Genomic DNA, 20,708 nt, shown 5'->3' with positions numbered 1-20,708 from the left:
TGCCCCTATCCATAAGGTAAAGCAACTATGGGAACAAGAAATAATTTACTAATTACGAGTCGTAATGCGTAAAGCCCTCGCGCTTTAGCCGAGGGATATAAGTGAAGAGGACAAATTTATTTATCCGTATCTTACAGATATTGTAAGATAGAAGCATGGGAGAATTAACACTAACACTAAAACTTCCTTTCTATCGGCTAAATCAAGTAAAAGCCCTTGAGTTGGAACGGTTAACTATTGTCAATACTCAAGTGGCTAACGACTTGCTTTTAATCGATAAAAAAGAACGTGCTAAGTTGACTAGTTCTGCCTTTCGCCATGTAGAAATAGGTTCGGCTTGGATTAACCAAACTATTCGCAATACAAACGCAAAAACAAAAGTGAAGCGATTTAAGAGAGTTTGGTTAGAAACTAATAATCAAAATTTCGAGATATCTAAACAGGGCAATTTCTACACCGTTGCTTTCAATTTATTGAGAGGACGCAAAGGGCGAATCCCTATGACTGTTCATCAAGCTTCGCATATTGAGGTTTTAGATAAAGTGATTTTGGGAGAAGCTAAACTAGGCTCTCTGAAATTGTTTAAATCTAAAAAAGGTATTTGGTATGCACTGATTAGCGTGTCAATGCAAGTTGCTGACTCACAATTAATTAAAGGCTGGATTGGAGTAGATAGAGGACAAACGAATATTGCCGTCGCGGCATTGCCTAATGGTTTTGGTAAATTTTGGAAAGGTGGACGAGTTAAAGGATTGAGAAGACAGTTTCAACGTACTCGTCGCAAGTTGCAACAAGCCAAACAAATTAAGGAAGTAAAGCGATTAGAGCAACGTGAAAGACGTATCATGACCCATATTAACCATGTCATTTCAAAGCAGTTGGTGCAGTTCGCCAGGGACTTTGGAATGGGATTGCGGTTTGAAGATTTGTCTGGGTGTCGTCAGACTATGAAGCAGAAAAAGAAAACTAAATCTGATGCTGCAAACAACCGCAATACATGGGCCTTCTATCAGCTTGAATTGTTCACTCGATACAAAGCAATTCGTGCCGGTGTACCCGTTGAATCGGTACCTGCCCCATACACCAGTAAAACCGACCACCGCAACGGAGTCCTGGGTGTGAGGAATGGTAATTGGTTTAGAGGCTATGACGGGTATAGATGCAATGCTGATTTTAATGCGGCCAGAAATGTCGGTCAGTGGATAGGCTTTTCATGCCCTCTGGGTCTTAAGGAAACTGTATCTACAATGGGTGCAGTCGATCCAGAGGGTGGGGTCAATGACAGTCCCCAATTAGTGTGAACTGTCTAAGTGAGTGGATTTATCCCTCACTTAGACAACCGCTAGAATCGCCGTCAATTTATTGCGGCGAGTGTCAATAATGAATTATCCCCAATTTCACATCTAAAATAGTTAGTCAATTCTCCTCATATTGGGAACTTGGTGTGTAAAATTCATGTCTTCAAAAACACTTAGAAGCGAACGTAATTACAATGCCGACAAAAGCGCTCAATAGAGGGATGAGATTATCGTTCATGATAGTTACGCTCTTCATCACATCAACAGTTAATGCTGCGGTTGATGCTCAGGAAGCGCCAACGATATTTGGAGATGTCACCCTTAGCCCTCAGTTTTCGCCAGACCCCCTGACAGTTCGCGGGATGAGTGGTGGTTCAATATCTGGGAGTCAAGTAGGTGGGAGAAGCGAAACAGCCACTGGCCCTTGTACCGGATTTGTGGATGAAACACCAGACCACACATTAGCGTTAACAAGTAAATTTGACTACCTAAAGCTGCAAGTGCAAAGTCCTGAAGACACTACCATGATTATTAAAGGGCCCGGTGGTACTTGGTGCAATGACGACTTTGATGGCAAAAATGCTGGCATTGTTGGTGAATGGCTACCTGGAAGTTACCAAATTTGGGTTGGTTCCTACGAAAAAGGCAGGTATCTTCCTTACACTCTAAAAATTACAGAAGTAAAGTAGGAAATTGGGCATGGGAATAGGGATTGGGAATTGGGTACTGGGGACTGGGGATTGGGAAAAAACTTGTTCAATTATTCTCCCTGATCTCCCTTATCTCCCCCAATCCCAATCCCTAGTCCCCAATTCCTAGTCCCCAATCCCCAGTCCCCAGTCCCCCAGAATCATTATTGAGAGCGGCTTGGACGATACGAGGAGCATTCTGGAGAAATTCTCTCTGTCTTTGCATACCGTTGCGCTCCCTTTTCTCGTGCGATATTGTATTAAAATTAAGTTAACTTTGATTAAGATTCTTGTTGGCATTGCCATAATGCTCTAATCGCCTTATGGCAGTGCATGTAAGAGATCAAATTAAACAAAATGGATTTATAAACATCCGTTTAACAGCTTAAAGTGACAGAGTGATGAACATTCGGTTACTAGAGCTAACGAGTTGTATAGGCATCTAGAGGCAAATTAAAATGAAATTCTCTTGGAAAGTCGTAGCACTCTGGACATTGCCGGCTTTGGTAATTGGCTTTTTCTTCTGGCAAGGGGCGTTTGCAGGCGCTCCTGCCGACATGAGTAAGAATGCAGCCAATACTCGCATGACTTATGGTCGCTTTCTAGAATACTTGAACAGCGATCGCGTCAACAGTGTGGATCTGTATGAAGGCGGTAGGACAGCAATTATAGAAGCCCGCGATCCAGACCTGGAAAATCGTGTCCAAAGGTGGCGTGTGGATTTGCCTGTTAACGCTCCTGAGTTAATTAGCAAGCTCAAAGAAAAAGCCATTAGTTTTGATGCTCACCCCATGCGGAATGATGGCGCAATTTGGGGATTGTTGGGCAATCTCATCTTTCCAGTTTTATTGATTACTGGGTTGTTCTTTTTGTTCCGGCGTTCTAGCAACCTCCCCGGCGGCCCAGGTCAAGCAATGAACTTCGGTAAATCCAAAGCGCGTTTCCAAATGGAGGCAAAAACCGGCGTCAAATTTGACGACGTAGCTGGAATCGAAGAAGCTAAAGAAGAATTGCAAGAAGTCGTCACCTTCTTGAAGCAGCCAGAAAGATTTACGGCTGTGGGCGCACGGATTCCCAAGGGAGTGCTGTTAGTTGGGCCTCCTGGAACTGGTAAAACTTTATTAGCAAAAGCGATCGCAGGGGAAGCAGGCGTACCTTTCTTCAGTATTTCCGGTTCGGAATTTGTGGAAATGTTCGTTGGTGTGGGTGCATCCCGCGTCCGCGATTTGTTCAAGAAAGCTAAAGATAATGCTCCCTGTATCATCTTCATCGATGAAATTGACGCTGTGGGCAGACAACGGGGTGCTGGTATCGGTGGCGGTAACGACGAGAGAGAGCAAACCCTCAACCAATTGCTCACCGAAATGGATGGGTTTGAAGGTAACACAGGCATCATTATTATTGCTGCTACCAACCGTCCCGATGTACTAGACTCAGCATTGTTGCGTCCTGGTCGCTTTGACCGCCAAGTAACAGTCGATGCACCCGATATCAAAGGGCGTTTGGAAATCTTGCAAGTCCATGCACGGAATAAGAAACTAGACCCTAGCGTATCTTTAGATGCGATCGCTCGCCGCACTCCTGGATTCACTGGTGCTGATTTAGCCAACTTACTAAACGAAGGGGCAATTCTCACCGCCAGAAGACGCAAAGAAGCGATCACCCTCCGCGAAATAGATGATGCAGTGGATCGGGTAGTCGCTGGGATGGAAGGTACTCCTTTGGTAGACAGCAAGAGCAAGCGCTTAATTGCTTACCATGAAATTGGCCATGCCTTAGTTGGGACTTTGTTAAAAGACCATGACCCAGTGCAGAAAGTCACCTTGATTCCAAGGGGACAAGCACAGGGTTTAACTTGGTTTACGCCCAACGAAGAACAGGGATTAATTTCTCGTTCCCAGTTGAAAGCCAGAATTACTGGTGCTTTGGGTGGTCGCGCCGCCGAAGAGGTGATTTTTGGGGCTGCGGAAGTTACAACTGGTGCTGGTGGAGACTTGCAGCAGTTATCGGGAATGGCGCGGCAGATGGTGACTCGTTTCGGAATGTCAAACTTAGGCCCACTTTCCTTAGAAAGCCAACAGGGAGAAGTATTTTTGGGACGTGACTGGACAACCCGATCTGAGTATTCCGAAGCCATCGCTTCCCGCATTGATGCTCAAGTCAGGGAAATTGTTGAGCAGTGCTACGACAATGCTAAAAAGATCATCCGTGACCATCGCACTGTCACCGATCGCTTAGTCGATCTACTCATCGAAAAAGAAACCATTGACGGCGAAGAATTCCGCCAGATTGTGGCTGAGTACGCTGAAGTACCTGAGAAGCAGCAGTACGCACCGCAACTGTAATAGTTGACTCTTTTCTGGCTACTATCTGGGAATGAGTAAAGTAACAAAAAACAAAATGGGGATGGCGTATACCATCCCCATTTTTTTGAGAAATTTTTCTCAAAATTTATGAACCCATAAACTCTACAACAAACCTTGTTTTTTCAAGTTAGCTAGCGCGTCTTCAGCAGCAGCTTTTTCTGCATCTTTTTTATTGCGTCCGTTACCCGTTCCCCGTGGTTTTTTTTCTCCATCCACAGATACGTCAGATTCAAACTCTGGTGTGTGAGATTGACCACCTATTTGTCTTGTATTATATATCGGTGGAGTAGTGATACCCTTGCTTTGCACCCATTCTTGAAAGCGATTTGGTTGAGTCGATGGGGGATATTATTCCCCGCACCTCTCAGTTAGATCCGTGCGTACCCGTTTCCGTGTACACGGCTCCCGATGTTCTTAGCTTGCGCTTTTGCTCATGTGTTTGTAATCGTGGCAACTCTCGTGAATTGCTTCAAGATTACTTTTCTTCCAGTTGGCATGATTTCCGTCGATGTGGTGCAGGTGTACCTTTTCTTCATCAATGAATTTCAAACCGCAGGAGGCACATTTATGGTTTTGCTTCTTAAGAGCTTTAGAGGTTTCGCCATCGTAGAGCTTGCTTCTGCGTTCGCTCCAGTAGGCTATATTTCCGTCATAGGGGGATTTTATTCCTTGAACCATGACGTGTTTATTTTCGGAGTAGGGAACTGCTGGGAGTGCTTTGTCTAGTAGTTTCTTACTAGAGTAGCGGTTTTGCTTGGTTTCCTTGTTGAATACCGTGTAAGCTCTTTTTTGGATGTGGTATAACGAGTTTCTAGACCCGTCCATCTTGCAGAACTTATGGTAATTTCTCCAACCTCTTACTACTGGGGCTAATTTCTCAGCCTTTGTGGTAGCACCATAATTCGAGTTGTTGATGATGTGTTTTACTTTCTTACGAAAAGCTTTAAAGTTGTCCACTGAGGGAATACTTCTGAACTTTCCGTTTTTCTGGACTTTAAAGTGCCAGCCGAGGAAATCAAACCCATCTGTCGCGGCGGTAACTTTGGTTTTCTTTTGGCTTACATTCATTCCGCGTTTGCGGAGGAACTCGCTGATTCTTTCAAGTATCTCTATCGCATCGTCTTCGGGTCGAAGTATAATAACCATGTCATCCGCGTATCGGACTGATGGTTCGACAATTTTCTCGGACGAGGTTTTCGGTGTGATACTTCTACTGTTTTTGTATTCGGCGTGGTATCTGTGAATACTCTCAATCCCGTTGAGCGCGATGTTAGCTAGTAACGGACTGACCACTCCCCCTTGAGGTGTTCCTTGTTCGGGGAATTCTGGGTTTACTCCTGCCTTAAGGCATCGGAAGATACCGAGTTTTAAGCCTTTGGGGGCAATGAGTTCGTCCATTATTGCTGAGTGGTTAATCCTGTCGAAGCATTTTTCGATATCGAGTTCAATAACTCGTTTTTCTATTCCTTTGCAGGAGGAACGTAGGTTATTGTAGATGTATTTTTGAGCATCATGGGCAGAGCGCCCAGTTCTAAACCCGTAGCTCCTGGCGTGGAACGTTGCTTCGTGTGCTGCTTCTAGTGCATATTTTGCGAGGCATTGCCAAGCTCTATCCGCGATGGTTGGTATTTTAAGCATTCTGGTAGTCCCGTCCTTTTTAGGGATGGGGATTTCCCGTAGTCCTTGATGCTTCCAGTTTCCACTATTCATTTTCAGTAGTTCTTCAAGATTGAAGCGTTCTTCAAATGAGAGGGATTTCTTACCATCAATACCAGCCGTCTTTTTACCAGCATTTAGCTGAGATACAAGTCTAATTGCAAGAAATCGAGCCGAGGTGGATTTTAGAATAAGCTTTTGGAGTGACCTAGCTTTCCGTTTGTCTCCAACTTGAACGGCTTTGTACACGCGCTTTTGAAGGCGGAAAAGGTTACGGCGGAACTTCTTCCACGGTAAAGCTTTCCAAGATTCACTGGTTTTACAACTGTGTCTAATCATTTTCTCTTCTAGAGTTTGTGTATTCTGAACACCTCAGACCAATTACGGTCTGTCCTACCCGACTTGCGAGGATTCCGCTTCTCGTCTAGCCTACCTGGGGTTCGACTGCCCCAAGACCCGCAACTCGTTTTTATTCGTTCCCTCGGAGAGATTGATAGTTCCTTTTAGATGTAGCCAATTCAACTACTGGATTCCCTGGACTCTTGCCTGTTACTTCAGAATATTTTGGCGGGAATGAATCTCCAGTGAGGTCAGGGATTTTGTGTTGCGCCCTGCCTTGCAGTAAGTCGCTTTTATAGGCTCTGTTTCATCGTGGGAACTCCCTATTAGCGCCAGTGTCAACCCGCAACGGTCGTCTGATTGCGCCCTGTTCCCAGCTTCACTCTACAAGAACCGAGCTTGTTCGGTGTGGGCAGATAAGGAGTCAATTCTGAGTCTGAATGGTAGGGCTTTCACCTACATCTGACCGAGAGTTCAGCCTTTAGTGACAGTAATCTGCTGTGGGCTGGATTAGTTATTTACGGACTGATTACCGTGATTCACTAATCAACGAATCGCACTTTGAATCTACATTAGAGCGAGACACAACAATATTCTCAGGTACAGAATCAAACAGTGGTTCTACAATTGCGCGAACTTTTCCAATATCCGAACCATTATCTAAATAGTAAGCACCAAGAACAGCTTCAAATGTACTGCTAAGTAAATTAGGATTTTGGTAGCCTCCATCTCGTATTGCACCTTGTCCTAGACGCATCCGAAAATCTAAACCTACTTCAATAGCAAATTTTGCTAATTGCTTCTCATCTACCAGCGCAGAACGCCGCCGAGTTAATTCATCTTCTCCCTTTTCTCCATGCTTTTTATAGAGATATTCACCGCTTAAGAAATTTAGGATAGCGTCACCAAGAAACTCTAGGCGTTCGTTATGTTCCCCTTCTCCAGGATGTTCGTTGACATAAGAACGGTGAGTAAGTGCTTGTCGTAAAAGTTTTTCATTTTTGAAAATCAAAAGTTCGTGCATTTTTAAGTTTTACTTGTTTGTAAATTTAATTGAGTGAAAAGGCAGGCAAAGATGCCTACCTCACAATAAATATTCCTACAATTTTAGGAATATAGTTTCAAAAAGTTATCTAAACTATTCGACAGCAGTCAGGATAATCGAAAGTATTACCACGTAAATTGTTGCAACGGAAACAAGAAATAACTAAGTTGTCATTCGAGTGACCTCCGCCGTAACTGATAGGCATTAAGTGATCTAAAGTCATTTGCAAATCCTAGAGATATTTATTACACCAATGACAGCAATTTCCATCTCTGTCTTTAATTTGTTGTTTCTTGCGGCGTTTTCGTTCAGAATTCATTCTGCTCATTTGTTCTTAAATTTTGGCGTTGTATTTACTCCGCAGGGTCAGAAAATCACGCATTTAGCATTAATAAATTTCTTTAGTATTATATTTAGACTCAGCAAAATTATTGCCCGAATAGCTATATAACCAATTCAATTTAATTCACTCTTTGTAAGTGCAAATGCGAGTGTATACAGGGGTTGCATTCGTAAAAACAACTAGCCATCGGCAGAGCGTAAATTAAATATTTTTACGCTTTTCCAATGGTTCAAAGCTGATCTGTATGAAACCACTAACCTCAGTTAGACACTTTTAGATGATGACTCCTTTGCTGCGTTGAGGATAAATATAACACATATAATCGGAATACTGTGAATGGGTACTCGTTAAATATTTTATTTATCAACTTGCTAGACTATATAATATATCTGGCAGAAACACCTACTGAAATAAAAAGCAAGATTGGGAAAGAAAGCAAGGATATTAACTGATTAGAATAATTATTCATTTACGGCTTACTTTGCGCGATCGCACCATACAAAATACCCAAAATTATCTTAATATCCTTAATATAATATTCACTCAAATCAATCGAAACTACATTGCCTTCAAGCTTGAGGAATTGCCAGATAGTACCGATAGTAACAGCACCATATATAGCTTTTATTTGATTTCCACCTCTTTCGTTAAATAACTGGGCAGCTACCATTTCGGCAATACATTGTGCTAAACCAGACCTCAAATTCTCATTTTTACTTTCTACTAAGACAATTACCGGACTACGCACAAGCAACTGCTCCGAAGAAAGACTCAAAATAAAATCACAAAAGCCGTTTAATCCTCGCTGGCTGTCAACAGTAAAATCAACTCCAGAAAAAAAGCTTATTTCATAATTAAATTTGCGTCTAATTTCTAATAAAATTGGGCTTATTATCATTTCACTACGAGCTTTTTCTGAACTTATCGCTACTGCTAAGTCAACATTTTCCCTAAGAATAGTAGATAACAAATCGCTACATTCTTGCTCCTGCACATTTGCGAATAGTCCAGATGATTCATGGATAGCTAACCCAAAAGAATCAATAACTTCAATAAGTTTAAAATCAATATAAGCCATAAAACTTAATCCTATAACAAAGTTTAAAAATTCAGCTTTGGCGGAAACACCTTAGCTAAATCAAGAGATAAATCAGGGAAGCAGGGAAAAGTTATTATCTCATCTGACAGGAAAATTCGCTTATTTGAATAACCATATATGCCTTGATTATCCTGATATGGTTCACTGTAAGCTTCCAAATAATTATCGAATAAATTGAATATCCAATAATCAGTAATACCTCCTTTAGCATAGAGAGGCATTTTAACGTCTTGGTCATAGGCCAAAGAAGAATCTGAAACCTCCATTACTAAAAACACATCAGCCGCTTTAGGATGACCCGACAGATAATCATCAGCACGGTTTTGAACAATCGCAAAATCAGGCTCAGGTTCGCTATTAGGTGGCAAAGCAATCGGCGCTTGTGATTGCAAAGTAGCCTTGTCTCCCAGTATTTTGGGGAGTTCCTTCCACAGTTTTCTTAAACAAGTTTCATGGGCTGTACCTTTGGATGCCATTTCAATAATTTCCCCGTTAATTAATTCAATGTGGTCATCTTCATGGAAAAAGCCCAATTCTCCAAGCCTGTGGTATTCATCCAGTGTGAAGCGTTTAGCCTGAGCAATACTCATAACCTTACCTTTCTCTCATTGCCATAATACTTATTCTAAATGTGTCAGAAATTGGTATGCTAAAGGCCGAGACTCGCTATGAAAGCAAACAATGCCTGCGCCTACTATTAATCCCACCATCACTGCTTTTCCCTTGACAGCCGTAGTCGGTCAAGAAGCAATTAAATTAGCCTTGCTGTTAGCCGCAGTCGATCCTGGTTTGGGAGGAGTGGCGATCGCAGGTCGTCGTGGTACGGCAAAATCTGTAATGGCTCGTGCTATCCACGCTCTACTACCGCCCATTGAAGTTGTCAAAGGTTCAATCAGCAATTGCGACCCCAATCACCCAGAAGAATGGGACGATCAATTATTAGCGGAGTACGCAGACAAAGATATTCAAGATGTTCCCGTCGAAATTATCCCCGCGCCTTTTTTGCAAATTCCTCTAGGTATTACAGAAGACCGACTATTAGGTTCAGTGGATGTTGAAAAGTCCGTAAAACAAGGTGATACGATTTTTCAGCCCGGTTTACTCGCTACAGCCAACCGCGGTGTACTGTACGTAGATGAAATTAATTTATTAGATGACCAAATATCAAATCAGCTTTTAACAGTATTATCTGAGGGACGCAACCAGATTGAACGGGAAGGGATTAGTTTTCAGCATCCGTGTAAATCCCTGTTTATTGCCACCTACAATCCAGAAGAAGGCGGATTACGGGAACATTTGCTAGATAGAATTGCGATCGCACTCTCTGCTGACGGTGTACTCGGCTTAGATCAAAGAGTAGAAGCAGTAGAGCAAGCGATCGCTTATTCTAAATCTCCCCAAGACTTCCTCAAACAGTACAACGAAGATTTAGACTCACTCAAAACCCAAATAATCTTGGCGCGAGAATGGTTAAAAGAAGTAATCATCACCCATGAACAAATTGCCTATTTAGTGGATGAAGCGATTCGCGGCGGAGTTCAGGGACATCGCGCCGAGTTATTCGCCACGCGGGTTGCTAAAGCTGCTGCGGCTTTGGAGGGACGGACAACAGTTAATGCTGAAGATTTGCGCCGTGCAGTGGAACTGGTAATTGTACCACGCGCCACAGTTGTGCAGACACCACCACCAGATCAAGCACCACCACCGCCTCCACCGCCGCCGCAACAGAATCAAGAAGAACCCCAGGACGAATCAGAAGAGGAAGAAGAGGAACAAGAAGAACAGGAAGAAAATCAAGAGCAAGAACCCCCTAGCATCCCGGAAGAGTTTATCTTTGATCCAGAAGGGGTAATTCTTGATGACAACGTGCTTTACTTTACTCAAATGGCGAAGCGGCAAGGTAAATCTGGTAGTCGTAGTGTCATCTTTTCTGATGACAGGGGACGCTATATTAAGCCAATGTTGCCCAAAGGGAAAGCACGACGCATTGCAGTAGATGCCACCTTGAGAGCTGCGGCTCCTTATCAAAAAGCACGAAGAGAAAGACAACCAGATAGAAAAGTTATTGTCGAACAGCCTGATATTCGCTCGAAACGCCTGGTACGCAAAGCCGGGGCGTTGGTAGTATTTGTGGTAGATGCTTCTGGCTCAATGGCCTTGAATCGAATGCAATCGGCTAAAGGTGCGGTGATGCAACTGTTGACTGAAGCTTATCAAAACCGCGACCAAATAGCATTAATTCCCTTCCGGGGAGAACAAGCAGAGGTATTATTGCCTCCAACACGTTCTATTGCTTTGGCACGTAACCGTTTGGAAAGGTTGCCCTGTGGTGGGGGTTCGCCCTTAGCGCATGGTTTAACTCAAGCTGTGCGCGTCGGCTTAAATGCTCAGATGAGTGGAGATATTGGGCAAGTTGTTCTTGTCGCAATTACCGATGGGCGGGGTAATATTCCCTTAGCGCGTTCTTTGGGTGAACAGCTAGAACCAGGAGAAAAGCCAGATATCAAAGGAGAATTATTAGAAATTGCTGCCAGAATCCGTGCTCTGGGGATGCAACTATTAGTAATTGATACGGAAAGTAAATTTGTGTCTACGGGCTTTGCCAAAGAACTATCGCAAACAGCAGGCGGTAAATATTATCATTTGCCAAAAGCGACAGACCAAGCTATTGCTGCTATGACCAAAGGTGCGATCGCTGATTTAAAATCTAGATAATTAGTTATTAGTCATTTGTCATTTGTCATTTGTCAGTTGCTTTTCTACTAACCACTGACCATTGACTAATGACTACGAGCCAGTGGGCATTACCTGTGGTTGCAAATAACAAATCAAATCTTGAATTCCCTTTTGCAGATAGCGCGTTACTGTCATTGGACTAGTACCAATGTTCTTAGCCGCATCCTTGCGAGAAAGTTCTCTCAAGAATACCATTTCAACTGCCATACGGGGCTTTTCTTCTAACATATTGATTGCGCCTTGGAGTTGTTGGCGTTCTTCTTCTTGTTGCAGAAGCACATGAGAACGAGGACAAGGAAGTGCCTCACCCAAAGTTATTTGGCAATCAACATAGTTAACTGCGGTTGCATCTAAACTCAAAGGCATCCGATTTTGAGCAGCTAACTTGGTTTCTTGCCACTCTTGTACAGATACCCGAAGTTGACTGGCAATTTCAGCATCCTTGGGCGGGCGACCTAAAGAGATAGATAAGTCCTTGCGAATCTTTTGTCCTTCATTATATAATTCTTGCCAACGACGAGGAATTTTTAATAGAGTACTGCGATCGCGCAAAAAGTGCAGCATCTCACCGCGAATATATGGCACTGCAAAGGAACTAAAAGCATATCCTTGGCTAGGGTCGAAACGCTCAATAGCCCTAATCAAACCAAAATACCCAATTTGTTCTAAATCTTCATAAGGTTCATTACATTGATGGCTGAATTTATGAGCCATCTTCCGTACTAAGCCAGTATGTAACTGTACAAGTTTATTACGAAGTTTAATAGAAGGATTCTGGTGGTACAAGTGCAATAATTCTATACCATCAGTTCGTAAAGAGGACTCACTTGTTGCCATATACATTCCCTTGTTGTAACTCCTATTCCTGAGAAAATAGAGTTGCGTATATTTTCTTCTAAGCTGTTATTATTTTGCTGAGTCAGGGAAGAATAAGCCATCGTCGTTTCACTGAACTTGTTAGGGGTCTAACTCCACAATTCAGTATTTGTACGCATGATTTTGCGAACCCCTCTGTTACAGGTGATTTTTGCTTTTTATATAACTGTTGAATGGTAAATAATCTTTAGCTTTTGCAACAAAAACTAGCTATTTATGCTGAAAAATGCATAACTTACCTAATAGTCATCCGTCATACTGAGTGCAAGTGGATCGGTACTGAATTAATCGCAAAATAGGTTGCAATCAAGGGTAAAGAGTATGCTATCAGTACTAAAGATGCTGTGAAATCCTCAAAAACTGACGACTCTAATTTTCAACAACAAAGCCGCCCTTCAGATTTGGCAACGAGATTAAATCCTTGTCCGTTAACGGCAAAGATTGGTAAGAATAGGAATAAGCAGAATGTTTTCCTAAAAAACAGTTTTTCAATATGAGCAATACCAGTAATTTTCGTGAAGCTATCCGTGAGGCTAAATCTCACGCCCTCGTTGGCCCAAACGTGATTGCCAACGCCCTCCCCTACGTCGGTGGTGGATTGGTGCTAACGGCATTAGGAACCTACGGCGGTTTAGGAGTTATCCGTACTACCCCCGAAATATTCTTTCCCACCTTCATTGGTGCGGTGATTTTGGAGTTAATTTTGTTCTTTGTTGCCCAAAATGTTGCCCAGAAAGGTAACAAGGGACTTGCACTACCCCTGTTGGCAACTTACAGCCTGTTGTCTGGATATACTCTCAGTGGCTTGATATTTGTCGCTTTGAGATCCCAAGGTGTTGGCATTCAAGGCATTGGGTTAGCTGCCCTTGGTTGTGGTGTCACCTTTATTGCTGCCCGTCAAATTGGTTCAAATCTTTCTGAACAAGACGGGATGGCTTTGACGAAAACCATTAATCTTGGTGTCATTGCCTTGGTGGTTGTGTGTCTTGCCCAATTCGGCTTTGCTATGTTTGGTGTTTACACGCCAAATTGGTTAGAAATCGCCATCTCCGGTTTAGGAGTATTCCTGTTTGTTGGGGTTTCTGTAGTTGATTTCTACATCTTGCCCCGCACTTACAGCGATGACCAATATCTGCCTGCTGCTTTGTCGATGTACTTAACTTACATCAACTTGTTCGTCTTTATCTTGCGGTTGCTAATTGCCATCAATGGCCGCGATTAATTGTCTATAGGCGCTAACAAAAGTCAAGTTTTATAAAGTAAAAACCGTGGTTAAATTTTTAGCACCCACGGTTTTTTCATCGTTTTAATAGTAGAATATGTAGATAAGTTCAGCCTCAAGTGAGCAAAACTATGCTTGAACTCTTAAATATCAAAATTGAAGTAGAAAGGTTGTCTAATATCTTGGGTAAGGCTGAGGACTGTCTTTGACATCCAATATTTGACTGCAAGAATTCAATACTTACATCAAGTAATTGCTCAACCGGATTTTTGGAATAATCCAACCCGTGCTTATGAAGTACTTCAAGAAATTGAATACTCCATATTCTACAAGCATCAGGAATATCAGCGCTGGTGTTCGATTCTAGAAGATATCAAGGCTGCATTGGAATTGTTGGAATTATCAGCCGATGAGCAATTGTGGCAAGAGGTGCAAAGCAACCTTACCCAACTCCAACAAGAACTCGAAACAGCAGAAATACGACAATTATTGTCTGGCCCCCACGACCAAAAAGGTGCATTACTCACTATTACTGCTGAGGTTGATGCTTCAGATGCTCAATATTGGGCATATATGTTGCTGCAAATGTACTGGCGTTGGGGAAAAAGCCACAATTATCAATTGGATGTAGTAGAGATTTCTGATGGAAATGAGGGCGGAATTAAGTATGCAACCTTAGAAATTACAGCAAGTTGTGCATACGGCTACCTCAAATCAGAAACAGGCACACATCAACTACAGCAAATATCGCCCTTTGATGCTACTAACAGCTTGCGGACGAGTTTAGCTAGTGTAGAAGTTCTCCCAATATTGGGTGAGTCCGTTGAGTGGCAGATTCCAGAGAAGGATTTGGAAATAACTAGGTGGCACAGCAATAGCAGGAATATCAATCACTCCGAAACATGGGTAAAGGTGGTTCACATTCCTACGGGAATTAGTGTATTCTGCGACCAAGAACGCAGTCAAATGCAAAACAAAGAGAAAGCCTTAGCTATTCTCAAGAGTAAACTGTTTGCGATGCCTACGGCTGGCTACGCCTACGCACTAGCCCAAGGTGTCCAGATTGACAAAATTCAACCTCGGCTAATAAAATCTTTATCCAGCAAGCTCATCCGTGAATATATCTTGCATCCTTACACCAAGGTGAAAGATTTACGTACCAATGTCGAAACACCTGCTGCGACAGAGGTATTAGACGGTAAGATTGATTTGTTTATCAAAGCCTATCTGCAACAGCTAAATCACACTACTTCAGTGGGTAAAGAAGCACTTGATAATTTCAAGTAACTTTTGTCACTAGTGCAGAAAAAATTTGCCCAATTACAGCTAAAATCAAGAAACATAAGTAGAATAAAGAGCAATTTTTTAATCCAAAGCGCTCTATCTATCATTAAACAAGCATTATGGATGTCCTAGAACTTAAACGCGAAATCGAAACGTTGTCTGGCCGCCTGGGTAAAACCCAGGACTATCTTTGACGTACCTGCACTGACAGCCAAAATTCAAGACCTCGAAAAAATATCTGCTCAACCAGAATTTTGGAATGAGCAAGCCCAAGCGCAACAAACGCTGCAAGAACTCAACGACCTGAAAGCCCATCTTCAGCAATACGATCGCTGGCAGACCAATCTGGAAGATACTAAAGCAGTTGTTGAGTTATTGGAGTTAGAAACCGATGAGGCACTACTCCAAGAAGCGGAATCTACCATCACTAAACTGAATCGTGACCTAGATCAGTGGGAGTTACAACAGTTACTTTCTGGCCCCTATGATGCGGAAGGTGCTGTACTAACGATTAGTGCTGGTGCTGGTGGCACAGATGCTCAAGACTGGGCATTTATGCTGATGCGGATGTACACCCGTTGGGGTGAAGCTCACGGCTATAAGGTAACTTTAGCTGAAGAGTCGGAGGGTGATGAAGCCGGAATAAAATCGGCAACCCTAGAAATTACTGGTCGTTATGCCTATGGTTACTTGCGATCGGAGATGGGTACACATCGCTTAGTGCGGATTTCACCTTTTAATGCTAACGGTAAGCGACAAACCAGTTTTGCAGGGGTGGAAGTGATGCCGCAGATTGATAACTCTGTGCAATTAGATATTCCAGACAAAGATTTGGAAATCACCACAACTCGTTCTGGTGGTAAAGGTGGTCAAAATGTCAACAAGGTAGAAACTGCGGTGCGGATTGTTCACCTTCCCACAGGTCTTGCCGTGCGCTGTACAGAAGAGCGATCGCAGCTGCAAAATAAAGAAAAAGCCCTAAATCGCCTCAAAGCAAAACTGTTGGTCATAGCTAAAGAGCAACGTGCCCAAGAAATTGCCGAAATTCGTGGCGATATGGTGGAAGCCTCTTGGGGAAACCAAATCCGTAACTATGTGTTTCACCCTTACCAAATGGTGAAAGATTTGCGTACAAGCACGGAAACAACAGGGATTGGCGATGTGATGAATGGCGAACTTGATACATTCATCCAAGCTTATCTGCGCCAAGAAAATAAACTGGTAGAAAATACTCCAGCATAGAGGCACTCGTTGCATAACACCCCGATTGCTAAGGCGTTTCACTAAGGAACGCCTTAGCAATATATTGGCGATCGCAATTCTATCCCAGACCAACTGTTACAGTTATAAAAGAGTCTGTAGACAAATAACTATGAGCAACTCACCTTCAACAGAACCTCAACCTAGCTACGTCAAACTCGCCATGCGAAACATGGTGCGGAAGGGTGGAACTTCCCTAAAGCATTTTGGATTGACTGCTGTAGGGCTTTTAGCTCTGCTTGTTGGTCTTGCTTACCTCACTCATTAACGACAAATCGTAAACCTCAGACAAGGAGACTGTGTGCCCCTGAGAGTTGAACTATATGTGGAGGAGTATTTTTATGAGTTGTCCCCGACAACATCTGTAAAAATTGACGAGACTGATGCCCGAATTACCCCTGAAACTTGGGAAAACTGGTTTAATCACTGGTTGGAAATTCTTCAGCCTCAGATTCCACCAGCGCCAAGTTATGAAATCGGGCTGCGTTTGACAGATGACTTGCAAATTCAAGAACTGAATGCTCAATATCGTCAGCAAAATAAGCCGACAGACGTTTTAGCCTTTGCTGCTTTGGAGGTGGATTTTCCTCAAAGCAAAGAAATGCTTGCCTCTGTACCATTATACTTAGGTGATATTATTGTGTCTCTAGATACAGCACAACGCCAAGCTCAACAACAGGAACACAGCTTACCAACCGAGCTAGCCTGGTTAGCTGCTCACGGTTTATTGCATCTGTTGGGCTGGGATCATCCTGATGAAAAAAGTTTGGAGCGAATGTTAAAACAGCAAGTGGGATTGCTGAATGCAATAGGTATTGCTATTGACATGGAATAGTAGTAGCTGATGTATCTCTTAATGTCAATTTTGGGTAATACTTTTATAATACTTCTGTGGAAAATTGCCTAAAGATTGCCTCAAAGTTAATTCTGCCATTAAGATCGGCGAATATTCCCACTGTAGCAACTCTGTTCTTGTGTTTTTAAGTCTATGTCCCAAAAAATTTCTCCATCACCAACGCCTACCTCGTTACAAACACTAGTGTCTAACGAACGGGAATTCTCCTGGAAAGTAGCCTCTAATTTATTTGTTAGTTTTAAATATGCCTGGGCTGGAATCAGCTATAGTTTTCAAACTCAACGTAATTTTCGCATCCATGTAAGTGTTTGTGCAATGGCGATCGCTTTAAGCGTTTTCTTGCATCTGCAAGCGGTAGAAATAGCGGTAATTGGTATAACTAGTGGTTTAGTTTTGGCATTAGAGTTACTCAATACAGCGATCGAGTCCGTTGTGGACTTAACCGTTAAGCAGACATACCATGATTTGGCAAAAATTGCTAAAGATTGCGCGGCTGGTGCAGTGCTTGTCTCTGCTTTCGTAGCGATGTTAGTAGCAGGTACGCTATTGCTCCCTCCTCTGGTAACGTTGATTATATCGGCTTTGTAAAGGTAATTTGCGTCGGCTAGCAAAAACCGCAGGCATCCGTGAGTGACTCACTAAGAGAATCACACTCTGTCCGAATCCCCTTTGCAGAATATATTCAAAATTTAAGTCGTGCGATGTCTACGACGGTCTACGCTTAGGGACTTGCATCCTGGCTAAAGGATTACTTGGTAATCTTTAGAAAGTGGCCGCAGAGTAGCCGCTTTATATTTACGTGTCTACGTCAGCGTTATTTTTACACCTAACGAACAAATAGCATGAGATACTTATCTATGCTTTTTACAACTGATGAGTGGTAAAAACCAGGAGTGATGAGCTTTGATTATAGTTATAGACAATTACGATAGTTTTACATATAACTTAGTGCAGTACCTGGGAGAATTGGCATCAGAGTTCCCAGTGGCAGATGATATTAAAGTTTTTCGTAACGACAAGATATCCTTAGATGAGATTCGGGCATTAAAACCGGAAGCTGTGGTTATTTCTCCTGGGCCTGGTCGCCCGGAAGATGCTGGTATTTCTTTAGAATTGATTGAACAGCTAGGACAAGAATTACCAATTTTGGGTGTTTGTTTGGGACATCAAAGCATTGGTCAAGTATTCGGTGGTAAAATAATTCCTGCTCCAGAGTTGATGCATGGCAAAACCTCTCAGGTGTCTCACACTGGAGTGGGAGTTTTCCGGGGATTAGAAAATCCTCTAATCGCCACTAGGTATCATAGTTTGGTAATCGAACGTGAGACTTGCCCAGATGTGTTAGAAATCACCGCTTGGGTTGAAGATAACACCATTATGGGAGTGCGACATCGGAACTATCCTCACATTCAGGGCGTCCAGTTTCACCCAGAGAGTGTCCTGACAGCTTCAGGAAAACAGTTATTGCGAAATTTTCTGGAACAGTTACAGTCAAGAGCATAATTAATGAAACGACGACAGTTGATGGGCTATGCTGGGGCGGGGTTGGTAACAGCTTTGGTTACTACCTTGGGTTCTGAATCTCAAGCTGACGCACAATCTAGCGGTTTATCAGTTAAGTGGTTGGGTCATACTTGTTTTCTTTTTACTGGTGGTGGTGCGAAAGTTCTCGTCAATCCATTTCGGACGGTTGGCTGTACTGCTAAGTATCGTCCCCCAAAAGTTGCAGCAGATTTGGTACTGATTAGCAGCCAACTGCTTGATGAAGGTGCTGTGGATGTACTACCGGGAAATGCAAAACTGATCTACGAACCAGGGGTTTATGAGTTTAAAGGCATTAAATTCCAAGGAGTTGCTATAGACCACGATCGCAAAGGTGGTAAACAGTTTGGCTCAAATACCGCTTGGAGTTGGAAGCAAGGCGGAATTAATATCCTACACTTAGGCGGAGCCGCTGCACCCATTTCTATTGAGCAAAAAATCTTGATGGGGCGTCCCGATGTGGCATTTATTCCAGTGGGAGGCAGTGCAAAAGCCTACAATGCTGAGGAAGCAAAGCAGGCTGTTCAAGTTTTAAATCCCAAGTTAGTGATTCCGACTCATTACCGCACACAAGCCGCTGATGCTGCTAAGTGCGATCTTTCGCCATTGGATAATTTTCTGACCCTGATGCAAGGTATGCCAGTGCGGCGTAGCAATGAAGATAGTATTTCCATTAGCCCTGGTAAATTGCCGGAAAAGGGGGAAATTCAGGTTTTGAGTTACAAATTTTGAATAAAGGGGATTGGGGACTGGGAAAAAAGCAGGGGAAGCAGGGGGAGAATAATGACTCCTGCCTCCACCTGATGAATTCTGAATTCTGATTTTAGAAAGTATACCACTCTCCGGTCAGCTTATCTGCGTCGCTGATGGGAGTCTCAACTGCTGTCGTTTCATTTATAGTCCAAATGTTGTCTGTACCTGCTGTCTGATCGCGCCAGTAGATATCAGTCTTGCCATCGCCGTTGAAATCACCAAGCGATGGTGTCAAGGCCGCGTTATTAGCTGGTAAGAAAGCTTCAGTAGCAACTGTTGTACCATCCATCAACCAAGCGGTGTTCTCACCAGTTGTGCCATTGTGCCAGAAGATATCAGTCTTGCCATCGCCATTGAAATCGCCAATTTTAGAAGTCCAGGATGAGTCAAGTGTACCCAAAGCACCTTCTGTGACTAAGATACCATTCATCGTCCAAACTTTGTTCTCACCTGTTTGAGCGTTTCTCCACAGAATGTCTGTCTTAAAGTCGCCGTTGAAATCACCAAGGCTAGAAGTCCAGGCGGCATCTTGTGATTGTAGAGCAAAGTCAGTCTTTTGCGTACCATCCATAAACCAAGCGACGTTATCGCCAGTTGTCTGATTGCGCCAGAAGATATCGCTCTTGCCATTGCCGTCGAAATCAACAATGGTAGGAGTATACGCTGCGTCTGTAGTGTCTAAAACAGTTGCATTCAGAACTGTAGTGCCATCCATCTCCCAAATAGCGTTCTCACCAGTGGTTGTATTATGCCAGAAGATATCGGTTTTGCGATCGCCGTTGAAATCTCCAATCTGAGGACTCCAGGCTGGATCGACGCTACTTAGAGCAGCCGCACTACCAACTTTGGTGCCATCCATCAGAACAATGCTATTCTCACCGGTTGTCTTATTGCGTAATAAGAAGTCGGTTTTGCTATCAGCATTGAAGTCAGCAATTTTGTAATCATAGGCGGATAGATCAAATTGACCCAAAGAACCCTGTTCGACAACTGTTGTTCCATCCATCAACCGAATGATAATCTCACCTGTTGAAGAATTGACCCAAACTTTGTCTGTTTTACCATCACCGTTAAAGTCAGGAGTAATCGCCGCACTAGTTAAGTATGGATTAGGATTGGGATTTGCTGACGTTTTAACAGGCACAGTTGCCGGTTGACTTTCTAGTGCTAGAAAAGAACTCTTATTTCCAAACCCCAAATCATAATTTAAACTCTTAAAAGAATCTGTCAAGATTTGTGATTTTTCAAAAGAATCTAATGCTAATCGAGATGTATTCAAACCTAAGGGTGAGGAATTTTGATTTTCAGGCATGGTGAATTTTTATTATTGGCTGCCATATTTTT

The 20,708-nt window shown here is 42.9% G+C and carries 18 protein-coding genes and 2 pseudogenes; 12 read left to right on the top strand and 8 right to left on the bottom strand.

Features of this window, described 5'->3' with window-relative positions; genetic code table 11:
- Nucleotides 1–155: 155 nt before the first annotated feature.
- From CDG76_RS18725 to ftsH2, 3 genes are all read left to right on the top strand, one after another.
- Nucleotides 156–1,301 (top strand): RNA-guided endonuclease TnpB family protein, encoded by a 1,146-nt coding sequence (locus tag CDG76_RS18725; protein WP_094350449.1) that lies wholly within the window; start codon nt 156–158, stop codon nt 1,299–1,301.
- Nucleotides 1,302–1,492: 191 nt separating this feature from the next.
- A complete protein-coding gene (locus CDG76_RS18720; RefSeq protein WP_190240896.1) occupies nt 1,493–1,987 on the top strand; it encodes a hypothetical protein in 495 nt (164 codons plus the stop codon).
- 458 nt (nt 1,988–2,445) lie between these two features.
- Complete coding sequence (gene ftsH2 / locus CDG76_RS18715) at nt 2,446–4,332, top strand: ATP-dependent zinc metalloprotease FtsH2 (protein ID WP_094350447.1); 1,887 nt, start codon at nt 2,446–2,448, stop codon at nt 4,330–4,332.
- A gap of 123 nt (nt 4,333–4,455) precedes the next feature.
- Here ftsH2 and CDG76_RS18710 read toward each other — a convergent pair.
- From CDG76_RS18710 to CDG76_RS18685, 6 genes and pseudogenes are all read right to left on the bottom strand, one after another.
- Nucleotides 4,456–4,668 (bottom strand): annotated as a pseudogene (locus tag CDG76_RS18710) (putative dsRNA-binding protein); the annotation flags it as partial.
- A gap of 99 nt (nt 4,669–4,767) precedes the next feature.
- On the bottom strand, nt 4,768–6,348 hold the full coding sequence (locus CDG76_RS18705; protein ID WP_094347231.1) for a group II intron reverse transcriptase/maturase: 1,581 nt from the start codon (nt 6,346–6,348) through the stop codon (nt 4,768–4,770).
- 559 nt (nt 6,349–6,907) lie between these two features.
- Nucleotides 6,908–7,372: pseudogene (locus CDG76_RS18700) on the bottom strand (ribonuclease III domain-containing protein); the annotation flags it as partial.
- Between the two features lie 109 nt (nt 7,373–7,481).
- Nucleotides 7,482–7,616, bottom strand: coding sequence for an HNH endonuclease (locus CDG76_RS39660; RefSeq protein ID WP_094350445.1), 135 nt, complete (start codon nt 7,614–7,616; stop codon nt 7,482–7,484).
- Nucleotides 7,617–8,205: 589 nt separating this feature from the next.
- A complete protein-coding gene (locus CDG76_RS18690) occupies nt 8,206–8,814 on the bottom strand; it encodes a hypothetical protein (protein WP_094350444.1) in 609 nt (202 codons plus the stop codon).
- 23 nt (nt 8,815–8,837) lie between these two features.
- On the bottom strand, nt 8,838–9,425 hold the full coding sequence (locus CDG76_RS18685; RefSeq protein WP_094350443.1) for a Uma2 family endonuclease: 588 nt from the start codon (nt 9,423–9,425) through the stop codon (nt 8,838–8,840).
- 91 nt (nt 9,426–9,516) lie between these two features.
- Here CDG76_RS18685 and bchD point away from each other — a divergent pair, with 91 nt between their 5' ends.
- Entirely contained in the window at nt 9,517–11,550 is a 2,034-nt protein-coding gene (bchD, locus tag CDG76_RS18680) for a magnesium chelatase ATPase subunit D (protein ID WP_094350442.1), read from the top strand.
- A gap of 72 nt (nt 11,551–11,622) precedes the next feature.
- On the opposite strand, the gene CDG76_RS18675 is transcribed toward bchD, so the two are convergent.
- Nucleotides 11,623–12,408: an RNA polymerase sigma factor SigF gene (locus CDG76_RS18675; RefSeq protein WP_094350441.1), complete on the bottom strand. Its 786-nt coding sequence runs from the start codon at nt 12,406–12,408 to the stop codon at nt 11,623–11,625.
- A 532-nt stretch (nt 12,409–12,940) separates the two neighbouring features.
- Here CDG76_RS18675 and CDG76_RS18670 point away from each other — a divergent pair.
- The 8 genes from CDG76_RS18670 (at nt 12,941) to CDG76_RS18635 (ending at nt 19,343) form a co-directional block, all read left to right on the top strand.
- Nucleotides 12,941–13,669 carry a Bax inhibitor-1/YccA family protein gene (locus CDG76_RS18670; protein ID WP_094350440.1) on the top strand — a complete coding sequence of 243 codons (729 nt, stop codon included), beginning with the start codon at nt 12,941–12,943 and terminating at the stop codon, nt 13,667–13,669.
- 131 nt (nt 13,670–13,800) lie between these two features.
- Nucleotides 13,801–14,956 (top strand): PCRF domain-containing protein gene (locus tag CDG76_RS18665; RefSeq protein ID WP_143854118.1). Its coding sequence is split into 2 segments (ribosomal slippage): nt 13,801–13,875 and nt 13,877–14,956, totalling 1,155 coding nucleotides; the frame shifts between segments, so codons are not numbered across the junction.
- Nucleotides 14,957–15,072: 116 nt separating this feature from the next.
- Nucleotides 15,073–16,195, top strand: a protein-coding gene (gene prfB, locus CDG76_RS18660; protein WP_143854117.1) for a peptide chain release factor 2 whose coding sequence is annotated in 2 segments (ribosomal slippage) — nt 15,073–15,144 and nt 15,146–16,195 — 1,122 coding nt in all. Because the reading frame shifts where the segments join, the coding sequence is not laid out codon by codon here.
- A gap of 130 nt (nt 16,196–16,325) precedes the next feature.
- A complete protein-coding gene (locus tag CDG76_RS18655; protein WP_094350437.1) occupies nt 16,326–16,481 on the top strand; it encodes a DUF3285 domain-containing protein in 156 nt (51 codons plus the stop codon).
- Between the two features lie 39 nt (nt 16,482–16,520).
- Nucleotides 16,521–17,048 (top strand): rRNA maturation RNase YbeY, encoded by a 528-nt coding sequence (gene ybeY, locus CDG76_RS18650; RefSeq protein ID WP_094350533.1) that lies wholly within the window; start codon nt 16,521–16,523, stop codon nt 17,046–17,048.
- Nucleotides 17,049–17,201: 153 nt separating this feature from the next.
- Complete coding sequence (locus CDG76_RS18645; RefSeq protein ID WP_094350436.1) at nt 17,202–17,657, top strand: diacylglycerol kinase family protein; 456 nt, start codon at nt 17,202–17,204, stop codon at nt 17,655–17,657.
- 315 nt (nt 17,658–17,972) lie between these two features.
- Nucleotides 17,973–18,572: an anthranilate synthase component II gene (locus tag CDG76_RS18640; RefSeq protein ID WP_094350435.1), complete on the top strand. Its 600-nt coding sequence runs from the start codon at nt 17,973–17,975 to the stop codon at nt 18,570–18,572.
- 3 nt (nt 18,573–18,575) lie between these two features.
- Complete coding sequence (locus tag CDG76_RS18635; protein WP_094350434.1) at nt 18,576–19,343, top strand: MBL fold metallo-hydrolase; 768 nt, start codon at nt 18,576–18,578, stop codon at nt 19,341–19,343.
- Between the two features lie 91 nt (nt 19,344–19,434).
- On the opposite strand, the gene CDG76_RS18630 is transcribed toward CDG76_RS18635, so the two are convergent.
- Complete coding sequence (locus CDG76_RS18630; protein WP_094350433.1) at nt 19,435–20,676, bottom strand: FG-GAP repeat domain-containing protein; 1,242 nt, start codon at nt 20,674–20,676, stop codon at nt 19,435–19,437.
- Nucleotides 20,677–20,708: the final 32 nt, after the last annotated feature.

It is taken from the genome of Nostoc sp. 'Peltigera membranacea cyanobiont' 210A (genome assembly GCF_002246015.1).
Classification (GTDB): domain Bacteria; phylum Cyanobacteriota; class Cyanobacteriia; order Cyanobacteriales; family Nostocaceae; genus Nostoc.
Note: the sequence above shows the minus strand (reverse complement) of the source record. Positions and strands in the feature narration are given on the sequence as shown.